The 24,090-nt window shown below is 69.7% G+C and carries 18 protein-coding genes and 1 pseudogene; 8 read left to right on the top strand and 11 right to left on the bottom strand.

Annotated elements, in window-relative coordinates; genetic code table 11:
- Positions 1-110: 110 nt before the first annotated feature.
- The 4 genes from ACIQU4_RS31495 to ACIQU4_RS31510 all read right to left on the bottom strand — a co-directional run bounded on the left by ACIQU4_RS31495 (position 111) and on the right by ACIQU4_RS31510 (position 4,853).
- Positions 111-1,370, bottom strand: a complete 1,260-nt coding sequence (locus ACIQU4_RS31495) for a sugar ABC transporter permease (protein WP_403738110.1) — start codon at positions 1,368-1,370, stop codon at positions 111-113.
- Positions 1,371-1,399: 29 nt separating this feature from the next.
- Positions 1,400-2,188 (bottom strand): ATP-binding cassette domain-containing protein, encoded by a 789-nt coding sequence (locus tag ACIQU4_RS31500; RefSeq protein WP_150527821.1) that lies wholly within the window; start codon positions 2,186-2,188, stop codon positions 1,400-1,402.
- Positions 2,189-2,417: 229 nt separating this feature from the next.
- Positions 2,418-3,533 carry a substrate-binding domain-containing protein gene (locus tag ACIQU4_RS31505; protein WP_403737880.1) on the bottom strand — a complete coding sequence of 372 codons (1,116 nt, stop codon included), beginning with the start codon at positions 3,531-3,533 and terminating at the stop codon, positions 2,418-2,420.
- Positions 3,534-3,650: 117 nt separating this feature from the next.
- Positions 3,651-4,853: an ROK family transcriptional regulator gene (locus tag ACIQU4_RS31510; RefSeq protein WP_030154513.1), complete on the bottom strand. Its 1,203-nt coding sequence runs from the start codon at positions 4,851-4,853 to the stop codon at positions 3,651-3,653.
- 606 nt (positions 4,854-5,459) lie between these two features.
- Between ACIQU4_RS31510 and mgtA the strand changes: the two genes are divergently transcribed.
- The gene (mgtA, locus tag ACIQU4_RS31515) at positions 5,460-8,207 is read left to right on the top strand and encodes a magnesium-translocating P-type ATPase (RefSeq protein ID WP_403737883.1); all 2,748 of its coding nucleotides are present in this window, start codon (positions 5,460-5,462) and stop codon (positions 8,205-8,207) included.
- 37 nt (positions 8,208-8,244) lie between these two features.
- Positions 8,245-8,967, top strand: a complete 723-nt coding sequence (locus ACIQU4_RS31520) for an MgtC/SapB family protein (protein WP_403737885.1) — start codon at positions 8,245-8,247, stop codon at positions 8,965-8,967.
- 41 nt (positions 8,968-9,008) lie between these two features.
- Here ACIQU4_RS31520 and ACIQU4_RS31525 read toward each other — a convergent pair whose 3' ends face one another.
- The 6 genes from ACIQU4_RS31525 to ACIQU4_RS31550 form a co-directional block, all read right to left on the bottom strand.
- Complete coding sequence (locus ACIQU4_RS31525; protein WP_403737888.1) at positions 9,009-9,935, bottom strand: carbohydrate ABC transporter permease; 927 nt, start codon at positions 9,933-9,935, stop codon at positions 9,009-9,011.
- 13 nt (positions 9,936-9,948) lie between these two features.
- A complete protein-coding gene (locus tag ACIQU4_RS31530) occupies positions 9,949-10,893 on the bottom strand; it encodes a carbohydrate ABC transporter permease (RefSeq protein WP_403737891.1) in 945 nt (314 codons plus the stop codon).
- A gap of 22 nt (positions 10,894-10,915) precedes the next feature.
- On the bottom strand, positions 10,916-12,340 hold the full coding sequence (gene ngcE, locus ACIQU4_RS31535; RefSeq protein ID WP_403737893.1) for an N-acetylglucosamine/diacetylchitobiose ABC transporter substrate-binding protein: 1,425 nt from the start codon (positions 12,338-12,340) through the stop codon (positions 10,916-10,918).
- A gap of 303 nt (positions 12,341-12,643) precedes the next feature.
- Positions 12,644-15,373, bottom strand: a complete 2,730-nt coding sequence (gene acnA, locus ACIQU4_RS31540; RefSeq protein WP_403737895.1) for an aconitate hydratase AcnA — start codon at positions 15,371-15,373, stop codon at positions 12,644-12,646.
- A 184-nt stretch (positions 15,374-15,557) separates the two neighbouring features.
- The gene (locus ACIQU4_RS31545; RefSeq protein WP_403737897.1) at positions 15,558-16,118 is read right to left on the bottom strand and encodes a substrate-binding domain-containing protein; all 561 of its coding nucleotides are present in this window, start codon (positions 16,116-16,118) and stop codon (positions 15,558-15,560) included.
- Positions 16,087-16,503: a LacI family DNA-binding transcriptional regulator gene (locus ACIQU4_RS31550; RefSeq protein ID WP_403737900.1), complete on the bottom strand. Its 417-nt coding sequence runs from the start codon at positions 16,501-16,503 to the stop codon at positions 16,087-16,089. Before ACIQU4_RS31550 ends, ACIQU4_RS31545 begins: the two co-directional genes overlap by 32 nt.
- 42 nt (positions 16,504-16,545) lie before the next feature.
- Between ACIQU4_RS31550 and ACIQU4_RS31555 the strand changes: the two genes are divergently transcribed.
- The 6 genes and pseudogenes from ACIQU4_RS31555 (at position 16,546) to ACIQU4_RS31580 (ending at position 22,473) form a co-directional block, all read left to right on the top strand.
- Positions 16,546-16,683 (top strand): twin-arginine translocation signal domain-containing protein, encoded by a 138-nt coding sequence (locus ACIQU4_RS31555; RefSeq protein WP_403738112.1) that lies wholly within the window; start codon positions 16,546-16,548, stop codon positions 16,681-16,683.
- A gap of 188 nt (positions 16,684-16,871) precedes the next feature.
- Positions 16,872-17,267: pseudogene (locus ACIQU4_RS31560) on the top strand (amidohydrolase family protein); the annotation flags it as partial.
- Between the two features lie 100 nt (positions 17,268-17,367).
- Positions 17,368-18,546, top strand: coding sequence for an amidohydrolase (locus ACIQU4_RS31565; protein WP_403737902.1), 1,179 nt, complete (start codon positions 17,368-17,370; stop codon positions 18,544-18,546).
- Between the two features lie 57 nt (positions 18,547-18,603).
- Positions 18,604-20,133, top strand: a complete 1,530-nt coding sequence (locus ACIQU4_RS31570; RefSeq protein ID WP_385587957.1) for a helix-turn-helix domain-containing protein — start codon at positions 18,604-18,606, stop codon at positions 20,131-20,133.
- 200 nt (positions 20,134-20,333) lie between these two features.
- Positions 20,334-20,942: an excalibur calcium-binding domain-containing protein gene (locus ACIQU4_RS31575; RefSeq protein WP_403737904.1), complete on the top strand. Its 609-nt coding sequence runs from the start codon at positions 20,334-20,336 to the stop codon at positions 20,940-20,942.
- 130 nt (positions 20,943-21,072) lie between these two features.
- Entirely contained in the window at positions 21,073-22,473 is a 1,401-nt protein-coding gene (locus ACIQU4_RS31580; protein WP_403737906.1) for a cytochrome P450, read from the top strand.
- A 4-nt stretch (positions 22,474-22,477) separates the two neighbouring features.
- Here the strand turns inward: ACIQU4_RS31580 and ACIQU4_RS31585 are convergent, their stop codons facing one another.
- Positions 22,478-24,025 carry an MFS transporter gene (locus ACIQU4_RS31585; RefSeq protein ID WP_403737909.1) on the bottom strand — a complete coding sequence of 516 codons (1,548 nt, stop codon included), beginning with the start codon at positions 24,023-24,025 and terminating at the stop codon, positions 22,478-22,480.
- Positions 24,026-24,090 lie beyond the last annotated feature (65 nt).

The raw sequence follows: 24,090 nt of genomic DNA on the forward strand, positions 1-24,090 counted from the left end.
AAACGGGCGCATACCCGCACAGCCGTACGCACATATGTACGCACGGGTGCCCGGCGCCACACGAAGTGGCACCGGGCACTGTGACCGTTCTTACCGCATCGGGCGCGTCGTCAGGCGCGTCCGGCCGACTTCTGGGTCTTGCGGGTGACCGAGTCGATCACCACGGTGGCCAGCAGCACCGCACCGGTGATCATGTACTGGATCGGGGTGGCGATGCCCTGGAGAGCCAGACCGTACTGGATCGAGGTGATGACCATGACGCCGAGGAGGGCGTTCCAGGTCCGGCCCCGGCCGCCGAAGAGGCTGGTGCCGCCGATCACGGCCGCCGCGATCACGTTCATCAGCAGGTCGCCGGCGCCGGCGCTCTGGTTGGCCGCCGCGATCTTGGAGGCCCAGAAGAGCCCGCCGATGGCGGCGAAGGTGCCCGCGATGGCGAAGACCGCGATGCGGATCCCGGTCACGTTGATGCCCGCGCGCCGGGAGGCCTCGACGCTGCCGCCGAGCGCGAAGATGTTGCGGCCGAACGAGGTACGGCGCAGCAGGAAGTCCGTGCCGACCAGCACCAGCACGAAGAGCACCACCGCGAGCGGGAGGCCCTTGTACTGGTTGAACACCGCGGCGGGACCGAAGGTGAACAGGGCCAGCAGGCCCGTGCGCAGGGCGATCTCGCTCATCGGGCGGGACGGGACCCCCGCGGCCTCGCGGCGGCGGTTGTCGAAGAAGCTGGCCAGGAAGTACCCGATCACCGCGACCGCGGCGAGGCCGTAGCCGGCCGCCACGTCCGTGAAGAAGTACGTGGTGAGCCGGCCCACCGGACCGTCGGGGTCGATGTTGATCGTGCCGTTGCTGCCGAGGATCTGCAGCATGGCGCCGGACCAGAAGAGCAGGCCCGACAGGGTGACCGCGAAGGCCGGTGCACCGATCCTGGCGAAGAAGAAGCCGTGGATTGCGCCGATCAGGGCGCCGCCGGCGACCGCGGCCAGGATCGCCACCCACTGGTTGACCCCGTGGGTGACGGCCAGGACCGCGAAGATCGCACCCGAGACACCGCTGACGGAGCCGACCGAAAGGTCGATCTCGCCGAGCAGGAGCACGAAGATGATGCCCACGGCCATCATGCCGGTGGCGACCATCGTGATCGCGATGTTGGTGAGGTTCTCCGGGGACAGGAAGTTCGCGTTCAGCCCCTGGAAGATGGCCCAGATGATGACCAGGCCGAGGACGACCGGGACGGAGCCCAGGTCGCCGGCCTTCATCTTGCGGCCGAACTCGCTCAGGTACCCGGACAGGCCCCGCTCGCGCACGAGCAGGCGCGGGTCCACCGCGGGGATGGCGTCCGCCGGGGCGGCGGGGTTGGCCAGCTGGGCCACCTCTTCCGCCGAGGTGTGGTGTTCGGTGCTCACTTCTGAGCCTCCCCGGTACGGGCCGCACGACGGGTCACGGCATTGTCCGTGGCACCCGTGATGGCGGAGATGATCTCTTCCTGCGACGTGTCCTTGACGTTGAAGACGCCGTTGTTGCGGCCCAGCCGCAGGACCGCCACCTTGTCGGCGACGGCCTTCACATCGGCCATGTTGTGGCTGATGAGGATGACGGCGTGGCCGCGCTCGCGCAACCGCTCCACCAGGTCGAGGACCTGGGCGGTCTGCTCGACGCCGAGGGCCGCCGTGGGCTCGTCGAGGATGACGAGCTTGGGCTCGCCGAGCATCGAACGGGCGATCGCCACGGTCTGGCGCTGACCGCCGGAGAGCGAGGCGATGGGGATGCGGACACTGGGGATCCGGATGGACAGGGTGGTCAGGAGCTCGCGGGCGCGGCGCTCCATCTCCACCTCGTCCAGGACACCGCGGCGCTTGAGCTCGCGGCCCAGGAACAGGTTGCCGACGACATCGATGTTGTCGCACAGCGCGAGGTCCTGGTAGACCGTCGCGATGCCCAGGTTCTGGGCGTCATGGGGCTTGCCGATCGAGACCGGCTTGCCTTCCCACTCGATGACTCCGTCATCGATGGGGTGGACGCCGGCGATCGTCTTGACGAGCGTGGACTTGCCGGCGCCGTTGTCGCCGACCAGGGCGACCACCTCGCCGGAATGGATCTCGAGCTCTACATCGGTGAGCGCCTGAACGGCACCGAATCGCTTCGAGACCCCTCGCAACGCCAGCACGGGCGCAGCGGACACATGAACCATCTCCTTCGCCGCCTGACCGGCGGGGATGTCGTGCAGTAAGTGCAGGAGCGGGGTGGGGTGGGGGAATCGTTTCTGCCCGGCGCCCCGCGGGTGGCGGGGAAAGAAGGGGCGGGGCGCCGGGCAGGCGCGGGGGTCCCGGTGGACCGAAGGCCGCGGGGGGCGGGCCTACGGCCGGCGGGACGACGGGGCCTGGGTGAGGCCCGGAGGACCTGGGTCAGGCCCGGGGGGCCTACTTCAGGCCGAGGGTGGCGCAGGCGGCCGCGTACTTGTCGGTGCAGATCTCATCGGCCGTGTAGACACCGTCCTTGATGACAGTGTCCTTGATGTTGCTCTTCGTCAGCGAGACGACGGGGACCAGGACCGAGGGGACGCCCTTGGTGGTGGGGCTGTCGACGGTGGAGGTGGTGACACCGTCCAGCTTCTCGCCCTTGGCGAGCGCGACGGCCATCTTCGCGGCGGCCTCGGCCTCGGGGGCGTACGGCTTGTAGACGCTCATGAACTGCTCGCCCGCGACGATCCGCTGGACACCGGCGAGTTCCGCGTCCTGGCCGGTGACCGGGGGCAGGGGGTTCATGCCGGCCGCCTTGAGGGCGGTGATGATGCCGCCGGCCATGCCGTCATTGGCGGAGTAGACGCCGACGATCTTGTCCTTGCCGATCGCGGAGATCGCACCCGCCATGTTGGTGTTGGCGTTCTCCGGCTTCCACTCCTTGGTGTCGTACTCCTTGCCGATGGTCACCTTGCCATCGAGGACGGAGTGCGCACCCTTCTTGAAGAGGGCGGCGTTCGGGTCGGTGACCGAACCGTTCATCATGACGATCTCGCCGGAGCCGGCCTTGTCGCCCAGGGCCTCCAGCAGGGCCTTGCCCTGGACCTTGCCGACCTCTTCGTTGTCGAAGGAGGTGTACGCGTCGATCGGGCCCTCGGCGAGGCGGTCGTAGGCCACGACGGGGATGCCCGCCTCCTTGGCCTTCTTGACCGAGCCGGCGATGGCCTTGGAGTCCACCGCGTCGACGACCAGGACCTTCACCTTGTTGGTGATCATGGTGTCGACCTGGGAGTTCTGCGTGGTCGCGTCCTGCTTGGCGTTGGCGTAGACCACCTCGGCCTTGCCGCCGGTGAGTTCGGCGACCTTCTTCTCGAAGAGCGGCTTGTCGAACTTCTCGTAACGCGCGGTCTGGTTCTCCGGCAGGAGCAGACCGATCTTGATCGCGCCACCCGCGGCGGCGGAGCCGGACTCCTTCGGCTTCTCGCCGGCCTCCTTGGCGCTGCCACAGGCGGCAAGGGAAGCGGCCATGGCGGTGGCGGCTACGGCAACGGCGGCTCTGCGCATACGCGTGTTCATTTCCTGAACCTCCCTGACGAGGCCGCAACGTTGCGGCCGAGGTGGACGTGAGTCAACCTCGGCCGCAGTTTGCCGTCAAGGAGTGAATCCTTAACGAGATGACAACGGTGCCATCCGTTATCTAACTGAAGGCAAGAGCTTGAGGGTCGGCGAACCGGCCAGAAGGGTCGAATCGCCCATCTCGCTCAGTACCAGGGCCAGCGCGCCCAGCACTTCGGCCCGGCCGCCCAACGACCCCGTGAGCACGGACAGTTGGCGTGCCGCACTGGGGATCGCATACCTCCCCACGGACTCACGTATGGGGGCCAGGATCAGTTCACCGGCCTCCGCCAGCGAACCGCCGAGCACCACGCGGCTCGGATTGAGGACGTTGCACAGGTTCGCGACACCACTACCCACATGGCGGCCCACGTCGGCGATCACCCGGCGGCAGCCGGGGTCGCCCTCCCGGGCGAGTTCGACCACGCGCTCCATGGTGAGCTCGGGCCCGTGCGTGCTCTGCAGCAGTGGCAGGACGTACCGGGCCGCCGCGAAGGTCTCCAGGCAGCCGCGGTTGCCGCAGCGGCAGACCGGCCCGGACTCGTCCAGGGTGATGTGCCCGATCTCGCCGGCGGTGCCGCCGGGCCCCCGGTAGATCTGGCCGTTGATCACGAGGCCGGCGCCGACACCGCTCGCGACCTTGATGTACGCGAGGTCCTTGACCCCCCGGCCGCTCCCCCACACCAGCTCCCCGAGCGCTCCGAGGTTGGCATCGTTGTCCACGTACACGGGCACGCCGAGGCGCTGCGAGAGCTCCTGGCGCGGGTTGATCCCGGCCCAGCCCGGCAGGATCGCGGTGGAGCCCAGGGTCCCGGACTCCACGTCGATGGGGCCCGGGACGCCGAGCCCGACGCCGATGACCTTCTCCAGGCCCACCCCGATGCCCGCGATCAGTTCTCCGACCAGGGCTTCCGCCCGGTCGAAGCCGTCCGCCCAGGACGCGTCCACGTCCAGCGGGGCGGACTCCTCGGCCAGGACCTGGTGGGCGAGGTTGCCGACGGCCACCCGCAGGTGGGTGTGGCCGAAGTCCACGCCGATCACGATGCCCGCGTCGCCGCTGAGCGAGACGCTGCGCGCCCGCCGACCGCCGGCCGAGGTGTCCGTGACCTCGACGGTCCCACCGTCCTTGAGCTCGCGGACGATGTTGGAGACCGTGGCCGCCGACAGTCCGGTGGACCGGGCGATCTCCGCCTGGGTCAGCGAACCCGCGAGCCGCACCGCCCGCACGACCCGTTCGAGATTCGCGCGGTGCAGTGAAGACTGCGATCCGGGAGTCTGCACGACTCATCCACTCCTGCCCATTAGCGACGGCTGACCGTCGCCCCCCGAGCCGGCGGTCGCGGCTTGGTGCTCCGAGACCCCGGCGTCTCTCCAACTTGTGAACCTTAAGTCGAGCCTTTGGCCCTCCAGACGTCAAGAGGCTGACGCAGAACGAATCGGTCAGTACCGGTCATAAGTATGAGAGACATCCCTCTGGATCGTGTTACGGTCGCTGAGGCAACCGGTTCTCTGCGGCTTTCCGGCCGGATCGGGTGCCTCGTAATGACGGCGCTACGCAAGGAGGTGTTCGGGATGAGTCCCGATCGAAGTCCTTGCAGCGCTCTCGTCGGCTGACCTGATCGGCCGATCTTTCCCTGAGTGCGCACGGCCGCGGTACACCGCGGTGCGGCTGCGGCACACGCCGCTGCCCCGTGCGGTTCTGCATTCCTTCTCTCTTTCTCCCCCTCCCTTCCCTTCCGCATGCCCCCGCGCTTCCGCCGGGCGTGCGTCATCCATGCCCCTCGGCGTGCCCGGCGGCGTTTCGCGCCGCCCCGCGCCGACCCATGATCACTCCACGTGACCGTGCGGCTTCGCGCTGCCCGGACGCAGTGGAGGGAGGTATTCGTCATGACCATGCTCACCCCCCGTACCCCCACCAAGCTCGCCCCGCCGGGCACGGGCCGCCGCGAGCGCAAGGCCGCCGAGCTGGAGAGCCGTACCCGGCTCGCCGGCGAGCAGCTCGCCGGATTCAGCGCCCGCCCGGGCGCCTCGGTCCTCCAGGAGCTGAGCGCCACCCGCAGCGGACTCACCCACGCCGAGGCGGCCCTGCGCCTGGAGCGGCACGGTGCCAACATCGTCGCCCACGAGCGCGCCCCGCGCTGGTGGGTGCAGCTGGCGAAGGCGTTCTGGAACCCCTTCATCGGAGTCCTCGTCTTCCTCGCCGCCGTCATGTGGTGGCAGGACCCGGCCGATCCCGGTGTCGTCATCCTCTCCGTGATGGTGGGGATCAGCGGACTGCTGCGCTTCTGGCAGGAGTTCCGCTCCGGCCGGGCCGCCGACGCGCTGAAGCGGCTCGTCACCACCACCTGCGCGGTGCAGCGCCGGGCCGGCAGCGGCTCGGCGCCCACCACCTTCGAGGTGCCCATGGACCGGGTGGTCCCGGGCGACGTGGTGAAGCTGGCCGCCGGCGACCTGATCCCGGCCGACCTGCGGCTCATCACCTCCAAGGACCTGATGGTCAGCCAGGCCGCGCTGTCCGGCGAGTCCCTGCCGGTCGCCAAGGCCGATGCTCCCCCTCGCTCCGCCGGGGGGACCCCCGGTACGGAGGACCTCGGCCAGTTCGAGACCACCGACCCGGTCGAGGCCGACAACCTCTGCCTGATGGGGACTTCGGTCACCTCCGGCACCGCCACCGGCGTGGTCGTCGCCACCGGCGCCGACACCTACTTCGGCTCGATGGCCGGCTCGCTGGTCGGCGAGCGCCCGCAGACCAACTTCGACAACGGGGTGCGCAAGGTCAGCTTCCTGCTGATCCGCTTCATGCTGGTCATGGTCCCGGTCGTGTTCGCGATCAACGGCCTGACCAAGGGCGACTGGGACGAGGCCTTCCTCTTCGGCGTCGCCGTCGCCGTCGGCCTGACCCCCGAGATGCTGCCGATGGTCGTTTCCGCCAACCTGGCGCGCGGCGCGGTCGCCATGTCCAAGCGCAAGGTCGTCGTCAAGCGGCTCGACGCGATCCAGAACCTGGGCGCCATGGACGTGCTCTGCACGGACAAGACCGGCACCCTCACCGAGGACCGGATCGTCCTGGACCGCTACCTGGACGTGCACGGCGACGAGGACAACGAGGTCCTGGAGTACGGGTACCTCAACTCCCACTTCCAGACCGGCCTGAAGAACCTGATGGACCAGGCGGTCATCAACCGGGTGGACGAGGCCGAGGAGGTTGTCGTCGACGCACGGTTCTCGATGGTCGACGAGATCCCCTTCGACTTCGCCCGCCGCCGGATGTCCGTGGTCCTGGACCGCAACAGCATCGTCGGCGGCCTCGGCCGCCCCGAGCACATCATGATCACCAAGGGTGCGGTGGAGGAGGTCCTGGACCTCTGCACCCACATGCGGGACCGCGGCGAGAAGGTCGAACTCACCCAGCAGCTGCGCAGCCACGTCACCCGCATCGCCGAGGACAACAACCGCCGGGGCCTGCGCGTCCTCGCCGTCGCCACCCGCACGATGGGCACCCCGCGCGAGACCTACTCCGTCGCGGACGAGGAGCGGCTGACCCTGGTCGGCTTCCTCGCCTTCCTCGACCCGCCGAAGGCCGATGCCGCCCGGGCCCTGCAGGCCCTGGCCGACAAGGGCATCACGGTCAAGGTCGTCACCGGCGACAACGACCTCGTGGCCGCCCGGGTCTGCGCGGACGTCGGCGTCGACGTCGGGCACGTCGTTCTCGGCACCGAGGTCGACGCCCTCGACGACGCGGCGCTGCGCGCGCTGGCCGCCCGTACGACGGTCTTCGCCAAGGTCAACCCGGTCCAGAAGGCCAGGATCGTACGGGCCCTGCAGGCCGACGGGCACACCGTCGGCTTCCTCGGGGACGGCATCAACGACGCCGCCGCGCTGCGCGACGCCGATGTCGGCATCTCCGTCGACACCGCGGTCGACATCGCCAAGGAGTCGGCGGACATCATCCTGCTGGAGAAGGACCTGACCGTCCTGGAGCAGGGCGTGATCCAGGGCCGGACCACGTTCGGCAACACGATCAAGTACATCAAGATGACGGCGTCGTCGAACTTCGGCAACGTCTTCTCGGTCCTGGTGGCGAGCGCGTTCATCCCGTTCCAGCCGATGGTCGCGATCATGCTGCTGGTGCAGAACCTGGTCTACGACATCGCGCAGCTGGCGACGCCGTGGGACCGGATGGACGAGGAGTACCTGCGCAAGCCCCGCAACTGGGACGCCAAGGGCATCGGCCGGTTCATGGTCTGCATCGGCCCGATCAGCTCGATCTTCGACATCGCGATGTTCGTGATCATGTGGAACGTGTTCGCGGCCGACAGCGAGGCGCACCAGGCGCTGTTCCAGTCCGGCTGGTTCATCGAGGGCCTGCTCTCGCAGACCCTGATCGTCCACATGATCCGTACCCGGAAGATCCCCTTCATCCAGTCCCGCGCCTCCTGGCCGGTGATGGTGATGACCGTCCTCGCGGTGCTGACCGGGCTGTACCTGCCCTTCTCGCCGCTGGCCGCCTCGCTGGGCTTCGTGGCCCTGCCGGCGAGCTACTTCCCGTGGCTGATCGGCGTGCTGCTGGCGTACTGCACGCTCACTCAGCTCCTGAAGACCCTGTACATCCGCAAGTTCGGCACCTGGCTGTAACGCCCGGCAGAAGACCGGAAGAGGAGGGGAGAAGCCGATGCTGCTCAACGAATGGGAAATGGCCGGACACCTCGCCGCCGCGCTCGGCTTCGGAGCGGCGATCGGCCTGGAACGGCAGTGGCGCGCCCGGATGGCCGGACTGCGGACGAACGCCCTGGTGGCGGGCGGGGCCGCGCTGTTCGTACTGCTCTCGCAGTACGGGTTCATCGGCGCCGTCTCGGAGGTCCGGTACGACGGCTCCCGGGTCGCCGCCCAGATCGTGTCGGGCATCGGCTTCCTCGGCGCCGGCGTGATCATGCGCGACGGGCTGAGCGTACGGGGCCTGAACACGGCCGCCACCCTGTGGTGTTCGGCGGCCGTGGGCTGCCTGGCCGGCACCGGGATGTTCGTCCTGGCGGCCTTCGGCACGGCGGGCGTGGTGGGGGCCAACCTCCTGCTGCGCCCGCTGGGCCGGCGCCTGGACCGCGAACCGCGCGGCGGGGCGGAGGTGGCCACCGACTTCCACTTCGAGGCCGTGTGCCTGGAGGCGGAGGAGGCCCACATCCGCCACCGGCTGGTCGACGCGCTCGGCCGACCCGGCTACACGCTGCGCTCGATCCGCAGCCAGGACGGCCCGAAGGCCGGCCTGGTGACGGTGGCGGCGCTGCTGACCGCCGAGGGGGCGGTGGGGGGCCGGATGCTGGAGGAAGCGGTCAGCAACCTCTCGCTCGACCCGTCCGTCTCGGCGGTCAGCTGGTCGGTCGTGCCGGACGCTGCGTGAGTCCGGGCGCTGCTTGAAGGTGGCGCTGCTTGAGGGTGGCGCTACTTGAGGGTGGCCGAGGTCAGGCCGGCCTGGATCTGCCGCTGGAAGGACAGGTACACCACCAGCATCGGGATCATCGCGATGGTCACGCCGGCGAACAGCACCGGCAGGTCCGTCTCGTACCCCATCTGGTACTGCAGCTGGATCAGGCCCTGGGTGAGCATGTAGCGCTCGGGGTCCGATCCGGTCTGCGGCTGCATCAGCACGGAGGGCAGGATGTACTGGTTCCACTGGCCCAGGACATTGAATATCCCCACGCTGATGAGGCCGGGCTTGGCCATCGGCAGCATCACCTGGAAGAAGATCCGGGTGTCGGAGGCCCCGTCGATCACCGCCGCCTCGTGCACGGCCGTCGGCAGCGTGCGGAAGAACGAGTGCATGAAGAAGACGGTGAACGGCATCGAGTAGGCCACGTACACCAGGATCAGACCCTGGTAGGTGTTGAGCATGTCCAGGCGCTTGACCATGAAGAACAGCGGGACGAGCGCCAGGAAGACGGGGAACATGGCCCCGCTGACGAAGAAGTAGTAGAAGAGCCGGTTCCCCGGGAAGGGGTAGCGGGCCAGTACGTACGCCGCCATCGAGCCGAGCAGCATGGTCAGCGGGACCGAGAACACCATCACGATCAGCGTGTGGGCGAAGTAGTCGCCGATGCCCTTGTCCCAGGCCCGGGAGAAGGCGTCGAAGTGCCAGTTGGAGGGCCAGCTGAGGGCCGAGCCGCCGATCTGGGCGTCGGTCTTGAACGAGCCGAGCGCCAGCCAGATCAGGGGCAGGACGATCAGTATCGCCCAGACGGCGAGGAACCCGTGGGAGAAGACGTTCAGCACCGTGCCGTCGGAGCCGCTCTTCGCGCCCTCCTTGGAGCGGCCGCTGCCGCCTGACCGCTCGGCCGAGGCCTCGCCCGGTGCCTTGATCACTGTGGTCATCGTGGTCTCCCGCTCAGAACTCGATGCGCTCGCGGCGGGTGGCGCGCAGCGTGACGACGGAGAGGATCATGGTCAGGACGAGCATGACCACGCCCATGGCACAGGCGTAGCCGCTCTTGCCGAAGTAGAGGAAGTTGCGCATCAGCACCGTGGCCATGACCTCGCTGTGGTGGTCGGGCCCGCCGCCGAACTGGCCGGAAGTCATGGTCGACACCAGCACGAACATGTCCATGGCGGCGATGCCCAGGTAGACCGCCGAGGTCTGTACGGAGTCCCACAGCAGGGGCAGGGTGACCTTGAGGAAGGTCTGGGCCCGGCCGGCGCCGTCGAGCAGGGCGGCCTCGTAGATGTCCTTGGGTACGGACTGCATGGCGGCCGAGAAGAGGACCAGGTAGAAGCCGACTCCGTGCCAGACCACCACCAGGAGCAGGCACCACACCACGAGGTTCGGCTGGTTGAGCCATTCGACGGGGTGGGCCGGGTCCACCAGGCCCAGCTTGGTGAGGAATCCGTTGAGCAGGCCGCCCTCGTCGCTGCGGTACACCGCGCCGAACAGCACGGCGAGGATGGCCAGCGACAGGACCTGCGGGAAGAAGTAGACGATCTTGTAGACGGAGGAGCCGCGGACGCCCCGCACCCCGCCCGCCCCGCTGCGCCCTCCCACGTTCACCATGAAGGCGAAGAAGAGGGCCAGCAGGATGGTGATGGTCGGGACGAACACCAGGAGCAGCAGGTTGTGCCACAGGGCTCCGCGGAAGACCTCGTCCTTCGTCAGCGCGGAGTAGTTGTCCAGGCCGACGAAGTCGAACGTGGGCGACTGTCCGGACCAGTTGGTGAAGGAGTAGCCGAACGTCTGAATGTACGGCCAGATGACGAAAGTCAGGTACAGCGCGAGCGGCAGGATGAGGAAGCCGGCGATGAAGCCGATACTTCCCTTGCCCTGGGCTACTTGGCTCATGGTGTCCGTCCCTTGGACGATGTCAGCTGCGGTGGTTGTTCTTGGCGTTCGGGTCCTTGGCAGCCTTGTCTACCGCAGCCTGGGCCCGCTTGATCCATTCCTTTGGCTGGATCCGCTTGGCCATCAGCTCATTGGACGCGTTCTGAATCTCGGTGTCCATCTCGCTGTACCAGTCGGGGTACAGGTAGCTGAAGGTGTTCGTCCCGGCCGTCTTGACGGCCGCGACCGCCGACGCCGTGCCCGGGCGCAGCTTGACGTTCGGGTCGACGCCGTCCTTGACCACGGTGAGGGAGTTGGCCTGCTGGGCGAAGAGGGTCGACCATTCGCGGGACAGCATCGAGCGGAGGAACTCCAGGCCGCCGGCCTTGTTGGCGGCCTTCTCCGGGACGATGAAGGGCTCGCCGGCGCCGGCCCGGATGGCCTCGAAGGGCAGTTTGCTGTCGGCGAGCGTCGGCACCGGCAGGAACTTCATGTCGAAGTCGTCCGGGGTCTGCTTGAGCTGCTCGTTCTCCAGCCAGGAGCCGGAGGGGATGAAGGCCGCCTTGTACTGGTTCCACGCGGTCTGGGACTCGGTGTGGGTGAGGCCGTTGGTGCCGGCCATCAGCAGATCCTTCTCGACGATCTCGTAGAGCGCCTCGACGGCGGCGAGGGCGGCGGGGTTGCCCTCGAAGGCGTTCGGCTCCAGGTTGTCGATCGCCTTCATGGCGTCCAGACCGCCCTTCTTGGCGATCAGGTCCATGATGACGACGTTGATGTAGTACGGGAACTTGCCCTGGTGGGCGAGTCCGCCGATGCCGGCGGCCTTGGCCTTGGTGCAGATGTCGAGGAACTCGTCCCAGGTCTTCGGCTCGGCCCAGCCCTTCTCCTTGAAGAGCTTGCCCGAGTACCAGAAGCCGAACACGGTGTAGACGTAGTAGAGGGCGACGAACTTTCCGCCCTGGGTGCCCTGTTCCACGGTGCCGGGGATGAGCATGTCCCGGACCTTCTTGGCCGGGTCGTCGAGCGAGGGCGCGTCGAGCACGGGGGTGAGCTCGGCGAGCTGGCCGCCCTTGGCGAGGACGTCGACCTTGATCTGCTGGGCACCCGAGTCGTCGATGACGTCCGGCGGGTTGCCCCCGTTGAAGCGGGGCTGGAGCTTGGCGGCGATCTCCTGCGTGCCCAGGTGGGAGCTGGTGGTGCCCCACTTCTTGTCGAAGGCGGCTTCCCAGGCCTTCGCGTAGTCGTCGCCGAACCCGCCCTTGAAGACGACGACGTCGAGCTTGCCGCCCTTGGCGACGCCGAACGGGTTCTCCTTGGTCACCGCGCCCTTGTCCGGCCCCTTCGTGGTGTCCTCGCCGCCGGAGGCGCAGGCGGACAGGAAGCTCATCGTGGGCACCGAGATCAGTCCCAGTGCCGCGGAGCGCTTGATCAGGTCACGGCGGCCGATGCCCTCACCAGTGGATCCCATGCTCATGTCCTCGCCTTCGTCAGAAGTGTGAAGGAGGCCGGGACTCGACGAATGCCCGTGGTCCGCACATACGGACATCACCGCAGGCCCCGCCATCCCCCGGGTCCGGTGCCGCTCGTAACGCGATGATCCGGACGAGGCACAGGTATAGTCCACTTCCGTTCATGTGAGCAAGATCATGCACACGGTTGTCCGTCAGCTTTTCCGAGTTGAGACCTCCCCGAAACCTGGACCGGGCCGGAAAAAGCGGAAGGGCCGTACCCCCTTTAACGGGGATACGGCCCTTTGGTGCCGCTGGCGAACTCAGCCTCGGATGAGGTTGCGGAGCACGTACTGCATGATGCCGCCGTTGCGGTAGTAGTCCGCCTCACCGGGGGTGTCGATGCGGACGACCGCGTCGAACTCCACACCGGTGTCGGTGGTGACCTTGACGGTGCGCGGGGTGGTGCCGTTGTTCAGCTCCTCCACACCGGTGAAGGAGAAGGTCTCCTCGCCGGTGAGGCCCAGCGCGGCCGCCGAGGCGCCCTCCGGGAACTGCAGCGGGAGCACGCCCATGCCGATCAGGTTCGAGCGGTGGATGCGCTCGTAGGACTCGGCGATGACGGCCTTGACGCCGAGCAGCGCGGTGCCCTTGGCGGCCCAGTCGCGGGACGAGCCCGAGCCGTACTCCTTGCCCGCCAGGATGACCAGCGGGATGCCGGCGGCCTGGTAGTTCTGGGAGGCGTCGTAGATGAACGCGACCGGCGCGCCCTCGACCGTGAAGTCGCGGGTGAAGCCGCCCTCGGTGCCCGGCGCGATCTGGTTGCGCAGGCGGATGTTGGCGAACGTACCGCGGATCATGACCTCGTGGTTGCCGCGGCGGGAACCGTACGAGTTGAAGTCGCGGCGCTCGACGCCGTGCTCGGTGAGGTACTTGCCGGCCGGGGTGTCGGCCTTGATCGCACCGGCCGGGGAGATGTGGTCGGTGGTGACCGAGTCGCCCAGCTTCGCCAGCACGCGCGCGCCGGCGATGTCGGAGACCGGGGTGGTCTCCATCGTCATGCCCTCGAAGTAAGGGGGCTTGCGGACGTAGGTGGACTGCGGGTCCCACTCGAAGGTGTTGCCGGTGGGGATCGACAGCGCCTGCCACTGGGCGTCGCCCGCGAAGACGTCCTGGTAGGACTTGTTGAACATGTCCTCGCCGATGGCGTTCGCCACGACGTCGTTGACCTCGGCCTCGGACGGCCAGATGTCCTGGAGGAAGACCGGCTTGCCCTCGGTGTCGATGCCGATGGCGTCCTTGGTGACGTCCACCTTCATGGAGCCCGCGATGGCGTACGCGACGACCAGCGGCGGGGAGGCCAGGTAGTTCATCTTGACGTCGGGGTTGATCCGGCCCTCGAAGTTGCGGTTGCCGGAGAGCACCGAGGTGACCGCGAGGTCGTGCTCGTTGATCGCCTTCGAGATCTCCTCGTCCAGCGGACCGGAGTTGCCGATGCAGGTGGTGCAGCCGTACCCGACGAGGTTGAAGCCCATCTTGTCGAGGTACGGGGTCAGACCGGCCTTGTCGAAGTAGTCGGTGACGACCTTCGAGCCCGGGGCCAGGGTGGTCTTGACCCACGGCTTGCGGGACAGGCCCTTCTCGACCGCCTTCTTGGCCACGAGCGCCGCGGCGACCATGACGTAGGGGTTCGAGGTGTTGGTGCAGGAGGTGATCGCGGCGACGGTGACGGCGCCGTGGTCGATCTCGAAGGAGGTGCCGTCGGCCAGGGTGACCTGGGTCGGGCGGGTCGGCACGCCGTTGGCGGAGGCCGGGGCGTCGGACGCCGGGAAGGACTCCTTGCCGGCCTCCTCGTCCTCGCTGACGTAGTTGCGCACGTCCTGCGTGAACTGCTCGGAGGCGTTGGCCAGGACGATGCGGTCCTGCGGGCGCTTCGGGCCGGCGATGGAGGGGACGACCGTGGAGAGGTCGAGCTCCAGCTTCTCGGAGAAGTCCGGCTCGGCGGCCGGGTCCAGCCACAGGCCCTGCTCCTTGGCGTACGCCTCGACGAGCGCGACCTGCTGGGCGTCGCGGCCGGTCAGGCGCAGGTACTTCAGCGTCTCGTCGTCGATCGGGAAGATCGCGGCGGTGGAGCCGAACTCCGGCGACATGTTGCCGATGGTGGCGCGGTTCGCGAGGGAGGTGGCGGCGACGCCCTCACCGTAGAACTCGACGAACTTGCCGACGACGCCGTGCTTGCGCAGCATCTCGGTGATGGTCAGCACCAGGTCGGTGGCGGTGGTGCCGGTCGGCAGCTCGCCCGTCAGCTTGAAGCCCACGACGCGCGGGATCAGCATGGAGACCGGCTGGCCGAGCATCGCGGCCTCGGCCTCGATGCCGCCGACGCCCCAGCCCAGTACGCCCAGGCCGTTGACCATCGTGGTGTGCGAGTCGGTGCCGACGAGGGTGTCGGGGTAGGCCACACCGTTACGGACCATGACCGTGCGGGCCAGGTGCTCGATGTTGACCTGGTGGACGATGCCGGTGCCCGGGGGGACGACCTTGAACTCGTCGAAGGCGGTCTGGCCCCAGCGCAGGAACTGGTAGCGCTCCTTGTTGCGGCCGTACTCCAGCTCGACGTTCTGGGCGAACGCCTCGTGGGTGCCGAACTTGTCGGCGATGACCGAGTGGTCGATGACCAGCTCGGCCGGGGCCAGCGGGTTGATCTTCGACGGGTCGCCGCCGAGGGCCTTCACGGCCTCACGCATGGTGGCGAGGTCGACGACGCAGGGGACGCCGGTGAAGTCCTGCATGATCACGCGGGCCGGCGTGAACTGGATCTCCTCGCTGGGCTGGGCCTGCGAGTCCCAGTTGCCGAGCGACCGGATGTGGTCGGCGGTGATGTTCGCGCCGTCCTCGGTGCGGAGCAGGTTCTCCAGCAGCACCTTCAGGCTGTAGGGAAGGCGGGCAGCGCCCTCAACCTTGTCCAGCCGGAAGATCTCGTACGACTCGTCGCCCACCTGCAGCGTGCTGCGGGCGTCGAAGCTGTTCGCCGACACGACAGTCTCCTTCATGCATGAAATTCGCGCGTTTTACCGCAATCCTGCCGCCACGCCCTGTGGCCAATCCGCTAAGGTAAGGCTAAGTTAGGTGAGCCTTACCAGCAGGGGCGGATGCGGTACGCCTTCGGCAGATATCTCGATGTCGAGATAACTCTAATGCATTGCCGCCCCTTGGTCATGCACGGCATGGGCCAGATCACACCGAAGGCCTGCCCGCGTCCGCGCGTGGAGGCGTACGCGACGACGTACGTACGGTCAGTGCGGCCGGGACGGTCAGCCGGCCGGGCGCTGCTGCCTCCGGGGATTCCAGCAGCGCCACCAGTGCGGCGACGGCGCTCTCCCCGATCACCTCCGGGCGCAGGGTCACGGTGCTCACCGGCGGGTCGCCCGCGGCGTACGAGGGGTCCTCGCTCGCGCGGACGAGCAGCAGCTCATGCGGTATCCGCAGCCCGTGCCGTGCGGCGGCGGCCAGCACCTGGCGGCCGCCCGGGTCGTACACGCAGTACACGGCGTCGGGGCGGGGGCGGCCGGGCCCGGCGAACACGGGGTCGAAGGCGTGGCCCGGGGTGTCCTCGGGGTCGAAGGGGACCACCAGCGGCTGCGCCCCGCGCTCGGCGCACCAGCGGGTGTAGGCCGAGGTGGCGGCCTCGGTGCAGTACTCGCGGCCGTACGCCGAGTGCAGCGCGATCCGGGTGGCCCCGGCGGCCGCGAGGTGGTCGAGGACCTCACGGGTGGCGGCCTCGTGGTCGTTGTCCACCCACACGTCCTCGGGCCGCGGGTCCGGGGGACGGCCGCCGAAGACCACCGCAGCCGGGAGAAGTAGGCGATCTCCACGCAGTTCCAGGCCGAGCCCGCGTACGTGGTGACGGCGAGGCCGAGCTGCGGGTGCGGGGGCCGCGGCGGGCGCTGTAGCCGAGGGCGGCCGCCACCTCGCGGACCCGGCGGCGGGTGGACTCGCCGACGCGGCCGGTGCCGCCCAGCGCGTGCGAGACGGTCGCGGTGGAGACCTCCGCGGCGCGCGCGATGTCGGCGACGGTCGGTCCGGGGCCGGGCGCGGGGTCATCGTACGGACGGCGGTGCGGATTTCGTGGGCCGCGGCGGGTTCTGGTTAAGGGGTTAATCAAACAGTGTCCTGGCCACACCGGCGTTTGGAGTGGCCATGACCTCCCTCCTGCTCTTCCCCCCTGTCCCGGCGGGGCCTTCTCGGGGCCGTCGGGGCGGCGGGTGCGGCCGGACCGCTGGGCGCGGGGCGCGGGGCGCGGGGCCCGCGGCCGCGGCCTCGGCCACCGCCTCCGGCGGGCGCGGCCCGGCCGCCCTGGTGATCCACAACGCCCGGGTGTTCACCGGGACCACGGGCGGCGGGGCGCCGGTGGAGGCGGTCGCGGTCGGGCGGGACGGGAAGGTCCTGGCCACCGGGAGCGGTTCGGCGGTGCGCCGGCACGTCGGGCGGGACACCGAGGTCGTCGACGCGCGCGGGAACACCGTGACGAGCGGCATCCACGACGGCCACGTGCACCCGCTGGGCGCCGGCGACCGGTCCCTGCGGCCCTCGCTGGAGGGGGCGCAGACCACGCTGCCCGAGCTGCGGGAGCTGCTGGCCGGCTTCCTCGCCGACACCGGGGGCGCGGAAGCGGAGCCGGACCGCCGGCTGGTGGTGGTGGAGGACTGGAATCCGGTCGGGCTGCTGCCGACCGGGAGCGTGCCGCACCACTCGATGCTGGACGCGCCGGCGACCCGCAGACCGGTCGCGCTGGTCGGCGGCGACGGGCACAACCTCTGGGTGAACCGGCGGGCCCTGGACATCGCCGGGATCACGGCGGCCACCCCGGACCCGGTCGGCGGCCGGATCGTGAAGGGGCCGGACGGGGAGCCGACGGGCGTCCTGAAGGACGACGCGCAGGGCCTGGTGAAGCGGCACGTCCCGGAGCCCTCCCGGGACGAACTGGTCGCGGCCTGCGCGAAGGTGCTGGAGCCGGCGGCGGCGTCCGGGGTCCGGGGTCACCACGATGATGGACGCGCTGGTCGGGCGGCACGGGCTGGAGCTCTACCAGGCCCTGGCGGCGGCGGGGAAGCTGCCGCAGCGGATCGTGCCGGCGATCCGGCTCGACGCCGGGCAGACCAAGGACCCGGCGGGCGCGCCGGCGTACGCGCGCGGGCTGCGCAGGGAGTTCGAGGGGGTACGGGGCCTGCGGTTCGGGATGGTCAAGGCGTTCCTGGACGGGGTCATCGAGTACCCGGCGCAGACGGCCGCGCCGCTGGAGCCGTACCTGGACGGGAACGGGAAGCCGACGGCGAACCGGGGCGAGCTGTACACCTCGGCGGCCGGCTACGGTCGGCTGACGGCGGCGTTCAACAAGGCCGGCCGGCAGTTGCACGCCCACGGGCTCGGAGACCGGGCGGTACGGACCGCTTTGTGCGGATACGCGTACGCCCGCCGGGTGACCGGGCAGCGGGACGCGCGCAATGCCGTCGCCCACCTGCAGATCGTGGACCCGGCGGATCTGCGGCGGTTCGCGCAGCTGGGCGTCGCGGCGTGCATGCAGCTCCAGTGGGCGGCGCAGGACACCTGGACGATGGACGCGCCGCTCCCGTACATCGGTCCGGAGCGCCACCGGTGGATGTACCCGGCGCGCAGCCTGGAGCGGGCGGGGGCCCGGCTGACCGGCGGCTCGGACTGGCCGGTGGACGCGCTCCAGGCGTGGAACCAGCTGCGGACCGCGACCGACCGGCAGGGCGCGTACGGGACGGGCGAGCTGTACCGGGAGCGGGAGGGGCTGAGCCGGAGCTCGGTACTGCGGATGCACACGGCCGGGACGGCGTGGCAGCTGAGGCAGGAGGGGCTGACGGGGACGGTGGAGCCGGGCAAGGCGGCGGACCTGGTGCTGCTGGACCGGGATGTGACCCGCTGTCCGGTGGCCGACATCAGCGGGACCGGCGTACGGATGACCCTGGTCGGCGGCCGGGTGGTGCACGACGCGGACTCGGCGGCGGGCCGCGCCGCGCCGGCCCGGGCGGCCCGCGGGGGGGGTCCGGACCGCGCCCGGCGGCGTACGCGGCGGTGCACGGCGGTGCACGGCGGTGCACGGCGGCCGCCACCACGCGTGCGGCCACTAATCGACACAATGAGCTGGATGTCCGTAATGGGAGTGATGTGTTGGGAGGCGGGTGGATCTGACGGTCGGTAACACCCGTCTGCCACACCCGACGCAGGGGGCATCTCATATCTGAGATACGGTGCACCCATGGCAGACGACTACCTCGTACGCATCGGCAAGCTCATCCGTGACGCCCGGCAGCACCGGGGCTGGACGCAGAGTCAACTCGCGGACGCACTGGGAACCAGTCAGAGCGCCGTGAACCGGATCGAGCGCGGCAACCAGAACATCAGCCTTGAGATGATCGCCCGAATCGGTGAAGCTCTCGACAGTGAGATCGTCTCTCTGGGCTACGCCGGCCCGATGCATCTGCGGGTCGTCGGCGGCCGCCGGCTGTCCGGCGCCATCGACGTCAAGACGAGCAAGAACGCCTGCGTGGCGCTGCTGTGCGCCTCGCTGCTCAACAAGGGCCGTACGGTGCTGCGCCGGGTCGCCCGCATCGAGGAGGTCTACCGGCTCCTCGAGGTCCTGAACTCCATCGGTGTCCGCACCCGCTGGATCAACGAGGGCGTGGACCTGGAGATCGTCCCGCCGGTCCGCCTCGACATGGACGCCATGGACGCGGACGCGGCCCGGCGCACCCGGAGCATCATCATGTTCCTGGGCCCGCTGCTGCACCGGATGGACCAGTTCCGCCTGCCGTACGCCGGCGGCTGCGACCTCGGTACCCGCACCATCGAGCCGCACATGATCGCGCTGCGCCGCTTCGGCCTGGACATCACCGCGACCGAGGGCATCTACCACGCGAAGGTCGAGGCGGGGGTCTCCCCCGGCCGCCCGATCGTGCTGACCGAGCGCGGGGACACGGTCACCGAGAACGCGCTGCTGGCCGCCGCCCGGCACGACGGCGCCACCGTCATCCGCAACGCCTCCTCCAACTACATGGTCCAGGACCTGTGCTTCTTCCTGGAGGCGCTCGGCGTGCGCGTGGACGGCATCGGCACGACGACGCTGACCGTCCACGGCATCCCGAACATCGACGTGGACGTGGACTACTCCCCCTCCGAGGACCCGGTCGAGGCGATGAGCCTGGTCGCCGCCGCGGTGGTCACGGAGTCGGAGCTGACGATCCGCCGGGTCCCGATCGAGTTCATGGAGATCGAGCTCGCGGTACTGGAGGAGATGGGCCTCGACCACGACCGCTCGGCGGAGTACACGGCGGACAACGGCCGTACCCGCCTGGTCGACCTGACGGTCCGCCCCTCGAAGCTCGAAGCCCCGATCGACAAGATCCACCCGATGCCGTTCCCCGGGCTGAACATCGACAACGTCCCCTTCTTCGCGGCCATCGCGGCCTCGGCCCAGGGCCAGACGCTGATCCACGACTGGGTGTACGACAACCGGGCCATCTACCTGACGGACCTCAACCGCCTCGGCGGCCGCCTCCAGCTCCTGGACCCCCACCGCGTCCTGGTCGAGGGCCCGACGCGCTGGCGCGCGGCGGAGATGATGTGCCCGCCGGCCCTCCGCCCCGCGGTGGTCGTCCTCCTGGCGATGATGGCGGCGGAGGGCACCTCGGTCCTCCGCAACGTCTACGTCATCAACCGCGGCTACGAAGAACTCGCGGAACGCCTCAACTCGGTGGGCGCCCAGATCGAAATCTTCCGCGACATCTAGTCCGCGCCCGGCTCGCAGTCCGAAGCCCCGCCGTCCCCCCGCCCCGCGGGAGCGGCGGGGTTTCGGCGTGTGCTGCCGGAGCTGCCGGGAAGTTGACGTGAAAGGGGTTCATGCGGGGCGAGTGGCACGCGTACGATGCGGCGGTTCCGCAGAGTGTTGATCTCGGGGGGTCATCCATGTTCCACCGTCGGGGATTTGCCGTGGCAGCGGTCGTGGGGGCGGTGGTCGTGCTCGGGAGCGGGTGCGAGGATCCGGCGCCGAAGAAGGGCCCGGCGGGCGTGAGCAGCGCTGCCGCCGCCACGCCAACGCCCTCGCCCAGTACGCCCGCCATGCCCTCGCTGGTCGGGCAGAAGTTCGCCGCCGCCGAGGGCGCTGCGAAGAAGCTGGTCACCAAGCCCGTCGAAGCGCGCAGCGCCTACTCCGACGTGCCGTTGGCCGCGGACCACACGGCCTGGGCCGTGTGCTTCCAGACCCCGGCGGCCGGGGTCCCCGTGGAGCCGGCGTCCACCGTCGAGCTCTCCCTCGTCGCGCCCGGCCGGCCCTGCCCGGACAAGGCCGGCGCCGCCCTCGCCCCCTCCAAGGCCCCGGCGGCGAGCCCGACTCCCGTCCCGCCGAAGCCGAAGACCTCGCCCCCGACCGACGGCGGCTCCACCGGCGGCGACGGGGGCGGCAGCGGTGCGGGGAGCGGCGCGTACTACAAGACATGCGCCGAGGCCAAGGCCGCCGGAGCGGCGCCCATGCGGCGCGGCCGGCCCGGGTACCGCGAGGCCCTCGACCGGGACAAGGACGGCATCGCCTGCGACAAGTAGCCGTTCGCACAGGGGCGCCGGCCGACCGGCTGGACCGGCTGGATTCAGCCGGTCGGCGGCGGCCTCCTCGGCGTGGCGGCCGTCGGAGGTGCAGAATCGGGCCCGTCGGTACGGTGTCGAGGGGGCGGCCATGGCAGTGGGAACACGGACGGACGGCGGAACCGGTGGTACGGAGGTTCCCGCGCTCGCGGGGGTCCCGCTGCTCGGTTCCCTCTTCGACCTGAAATCGGACTCGCTCGGGACGTATCTGCGTGCCCAGCAGCGGCACGGCGACGTCGTACGGATCACCGCCGGGCCGCCCGGGCTGCGCGCCGAGCTCTACGGCGTCTTCTCCGCCGAGGGCGCGCAGCAGGTCCTGGCCTCGGAGTCCGCCAACTTCCGCAAGGACAACACCTTCTACCAGGAGCTCCGGGACTCCTTCGGGAACGGCCTGCTGACCAGCCAGGACGAGGACTACCTGCGTCAGCGGCGGCTCGTCCAGCCGCTGTTCACCAAGCGCCGGGTGGACGGTTACGCGGGAGCCGTCGCCGCCGAGACCCGGGCCGTCCTCGCGGGCTGGGAGCAGGCTCCGGGCGCGGTGGTCGACGTCGGCGAGGAGATGATGCGGCTCGCCCTGCGCGCGGTCGCCCGCATCCTCTTCGGCACCGACGTGGAGACCACCGTCGACGTCGTCGACCGGTGTTTTCCGGTCATCACGGAGTACGTGCTGCGCCGCGGGTACTCCCCCGCCAACCTCCCGCGCAGCTGGCCCACTCCGGCCAACAAGCGGGCCGCCGCCGCGATGGACGAGCTGTACGCGGCGTGCGACACCATCATCGCCGCACGGCGCAGTGGCGATACGGCCTCCGGCTCGGGCCCCGGCGAGGACCTGCTGAGCCTGCTCGCAGCCGCCTCCAGCACGGACGACGGGGAGTTCGACGCCGCCGAACTGCGCGACCAGGTGCTGATCTTCCTGCTCGCCGGGCACGAGACGACCGCCACCTCGCTCGCCTTCTCCCTGCACCTGCTGGCCCGCCACCCCGAGCAGCAGGCGCGGGCCCGCGAGGAGGTCTCCCGCGTCCTGGCCGACCGTACGCCGGAGGCCGCCGACCTCGACCGGCTGCCGTACCTCACACAGGTCCTCAAGGAGGCGATGCGGCTCTACCCGGCGGCCCCGGTGATCGGTCGCAGCTCGGTCGCGGCCACCGAGGTCGGGGGCCTGGTCATCCCGACGGGCGCGGACGTGATCCTGGCCCCGTGGGTGACGCACCGCCATCCCCGCTACTGGCCGGACCCGGACCGCTTCGACCCGGACCGCTTCACCCCGGAGGCGGAGGCCGGCCGCCCCCGCTACGCGTGGTTCCCGTTCGGTGGCGGCCCGCGCGCCTGCATCGGGCAGCACTTCTCGATGCTGGAGTCGGTGATCGCGCTGGCGATGATCCTGCGGACCTACGAGTTCGAGGCCGTGGACACCGAGGTCCCGGTCAGCGCCGGAATCACCCTGCGGGCGGACGGCCCGATCCGCTGCCGCATCCGGGACGTGACCGGATGACGCGCTAGACGGCCGCCGGCGTGTGGTTGCCCTTGAGACGTTCCAGGTCCGAGGGCCGGACCTGGATCGCGAGCAGCGCGATGACCGCCGCGATCAGGGCGAAACACGCCGCGACGACGAACGCGGCGCTCACGCCGGAGGTGAGCACCTGGTCGCCCCACGGGTCGGGCAGCCGGCCGGTCCGCAGGAACATGGCCTTCTGGGCCTGATCGGCCTGGCTCAGGAAGGCCGGGACCTGGTCGTGGGCCTCGTTGCGGCTGGCCGTGCCGAACACGGTGACCAGGATGGACAGGCCCAGCGATCCGCCCACCTGCTGCGTCGTGTTGAGCAGTCCGGAGGCGGCGCCGGACTCCCGGTCGGCGACGTTGGACAGGGCCATCAGGGTCAGCGAGACGAACTGCATGCCCATGCCGAGGCTGAACACGAGCATCGGACCCAGGATGCTGCCGAGGTACGTGGAGTGGATGTCGGTCTGCGTCAGCCAGGCCAGGCCGGCCGCCGAGCACAGCGCGCCCGTCACCATGAAGGGTTTCGGCCCGAGCTTCGGCAGCAGCTGGGAGGTGATGCCCGCGCCGACGGCGATGACGACGCTCACCGGCAGGAAGGCGAGGCCCGCTTCCAGCGGGCTGAACCCCAGCACGTTCTGCACGAACAGGGTCAGGAAGAAGAACATGCCGAACATCGCGCAGGCGAGGAACAGCATGATCCCGTAGGACCCGGCCCGGTTGCGGTCGGCGAACATGTGCAGCGGCGTGATCGGCTGCGGCGAACGCCGCTCGTTGAGGAAGAACAGCAGGAGCAGGACCACGGCCGCCCCGAAGGAACCGAGGGTGATCGGGTCGGTCCAGCCCTCCTGGGCGGCGCGGATGAAACCGTAGACGAGCGCGACCATGCCCAGGGTGGACAGCAGTGCGCCGGCCAGGTCGAAGTGTCCGGGATGGCGTTCGGACTCGCGGATGACCCGCCTGGCCATGAAGGCGATGGCCAGGGCGATCGGAACGTTGACGAAGAGCACCCAGCGCCAGCTGAGCCATTCGACGAGGACGCCGCCGGCCAGCAGTCCGATCGCGCCGCCGCCCGCCGAGACCGCCGCGAACACGCCGAACGCCCGGTTGCGGGCCGGGCCTTCACGGAAGGTGGTGGAGATCAGCGCCAGCGCGGTCGGGGAGGCGATGGCGGCGCCGACGCCCTGCAGCGCCCGGGCGCCCATCAGCTGGCCCTCGTTCTGCGCGAGTCCGCCCAGCATCGAGGCCAGGCCGAAGAGCAGCACGCCGGTGATGAACACGCGCTTGCGGCCGAGGATGTCGCCGGTGCGGCCGCCGAGCAGGAGCAGTCCGCCGAAGGTGAGGGTGTACGCGTTGACGACCCAGGACAGGCTCTCGGTGGAGAAGCCGAGGGCCGTCTGGATGTGCGGGAGCGCGATGTTCACGATGGTGATGTCGAGAACGACCATGAGCTGGCAGGACGCGATGACGAACAGCGCGAGCCCGTTGCCGCTTCCTCGGACCTTGCCGTCGGTCCCTTTGCTGGTCGGCGTTGCCTTCCCATCCACCTTTTCGACGCTAAACCTGGAGCGGGGGGTACACCACTCGAATGGCCTAGGCTGCATGACATGTA

Source organism: Streptomyces sp. NPDC090741, assembly GCF_044769045.1.
GTDB lineage: Bacteria > Actinomycetota > Actinomycetes > Streptomycetales > Streptomycetaceae > Streptomyces.

Excerpts from the sequence above, each read along its gene's own strand:
- ACIQU4_RS31500 (WP_150527821.1), bottom strand. The coding sequence starts at position 2,188 with ATGGTTCATGTGTCCGCTGCGCCCGTGCTGGCGTTGCGAGGGGTCTCG.
- acnA (WP_403737895.1), bottom strand. The coding sequence starts at position 15,373 with ATGAAGGAGACTGTCGTGTCGGCGAACAGCTTCGACGCCCGCAGCACG.
- ACIQU4_RS31505 (WP_403737880.1), bottom strand. The coding sequence starts at position 3,533 with ATGAACACGCGTATGCGCAGAGCCGCCGTTGCCGTAGCCGCCACCGCC.
- ACIQU4_RS31520 (WP_403737885.1), top strand. The coding sequence starts at position 8,245 with ATGCTGCTCAACGAATGGGAAATGGCCGGACACCTCGCCGCCGCGCTC.
- ngcE (WP_403737893.1), bottom strand. The coding sequence starts at position 12,340 with ATGGGATCCACTGGTGAGGGCATCGGCCGCCGTGACCTGATCAAGCGC.
- mgtA (WP_403737883.1), top strand. The coding sequence starts at position 5,460 with ATGACCATGCTCACCCCCCGTACCCCCACCAAGCTCGCCCCGCCGGGC.
- ACIQU4_RS31525 (WP_403737888.1), bottom strand. The coding sequence starts at position 9,935 with ATGACCACAGTGATCAAGGCACCGGGCGAGGCCTCGGCCGAGCGGTCA.
- ACIQU4_RS31530 (WP_403737891.1), bottom strand. The coding sequence starts at position 10,893 with ATGAGCCAAGTAGCCCAGGGCAAGGGAAGTATCGGCTTCATCGCCGGC.
- ACIQU4_RS31570 (WP_385587957.1), top strand. The coding sequence starts at position 18,604 with ATGGCAGACGACTACCTCGTACGCATCGGCAAGCTCATCCGTGACGCC.
- ACIQU4_RS31580 (WP_403737906.1), top strand. The coding sequence starts at position 21,073 with ATGGCAGTGGGAACACGGACGGACGGCGGAACCGGTGGTACGGAGGTT.
- ACIQU4_RS31565 (WP_403737902.1), top strand. The coding sequence starts at position 17,368 with ATGATGGACGCGCTGGTCGGGCGGCACGGGCTGGAGCTCTACCAGGCC.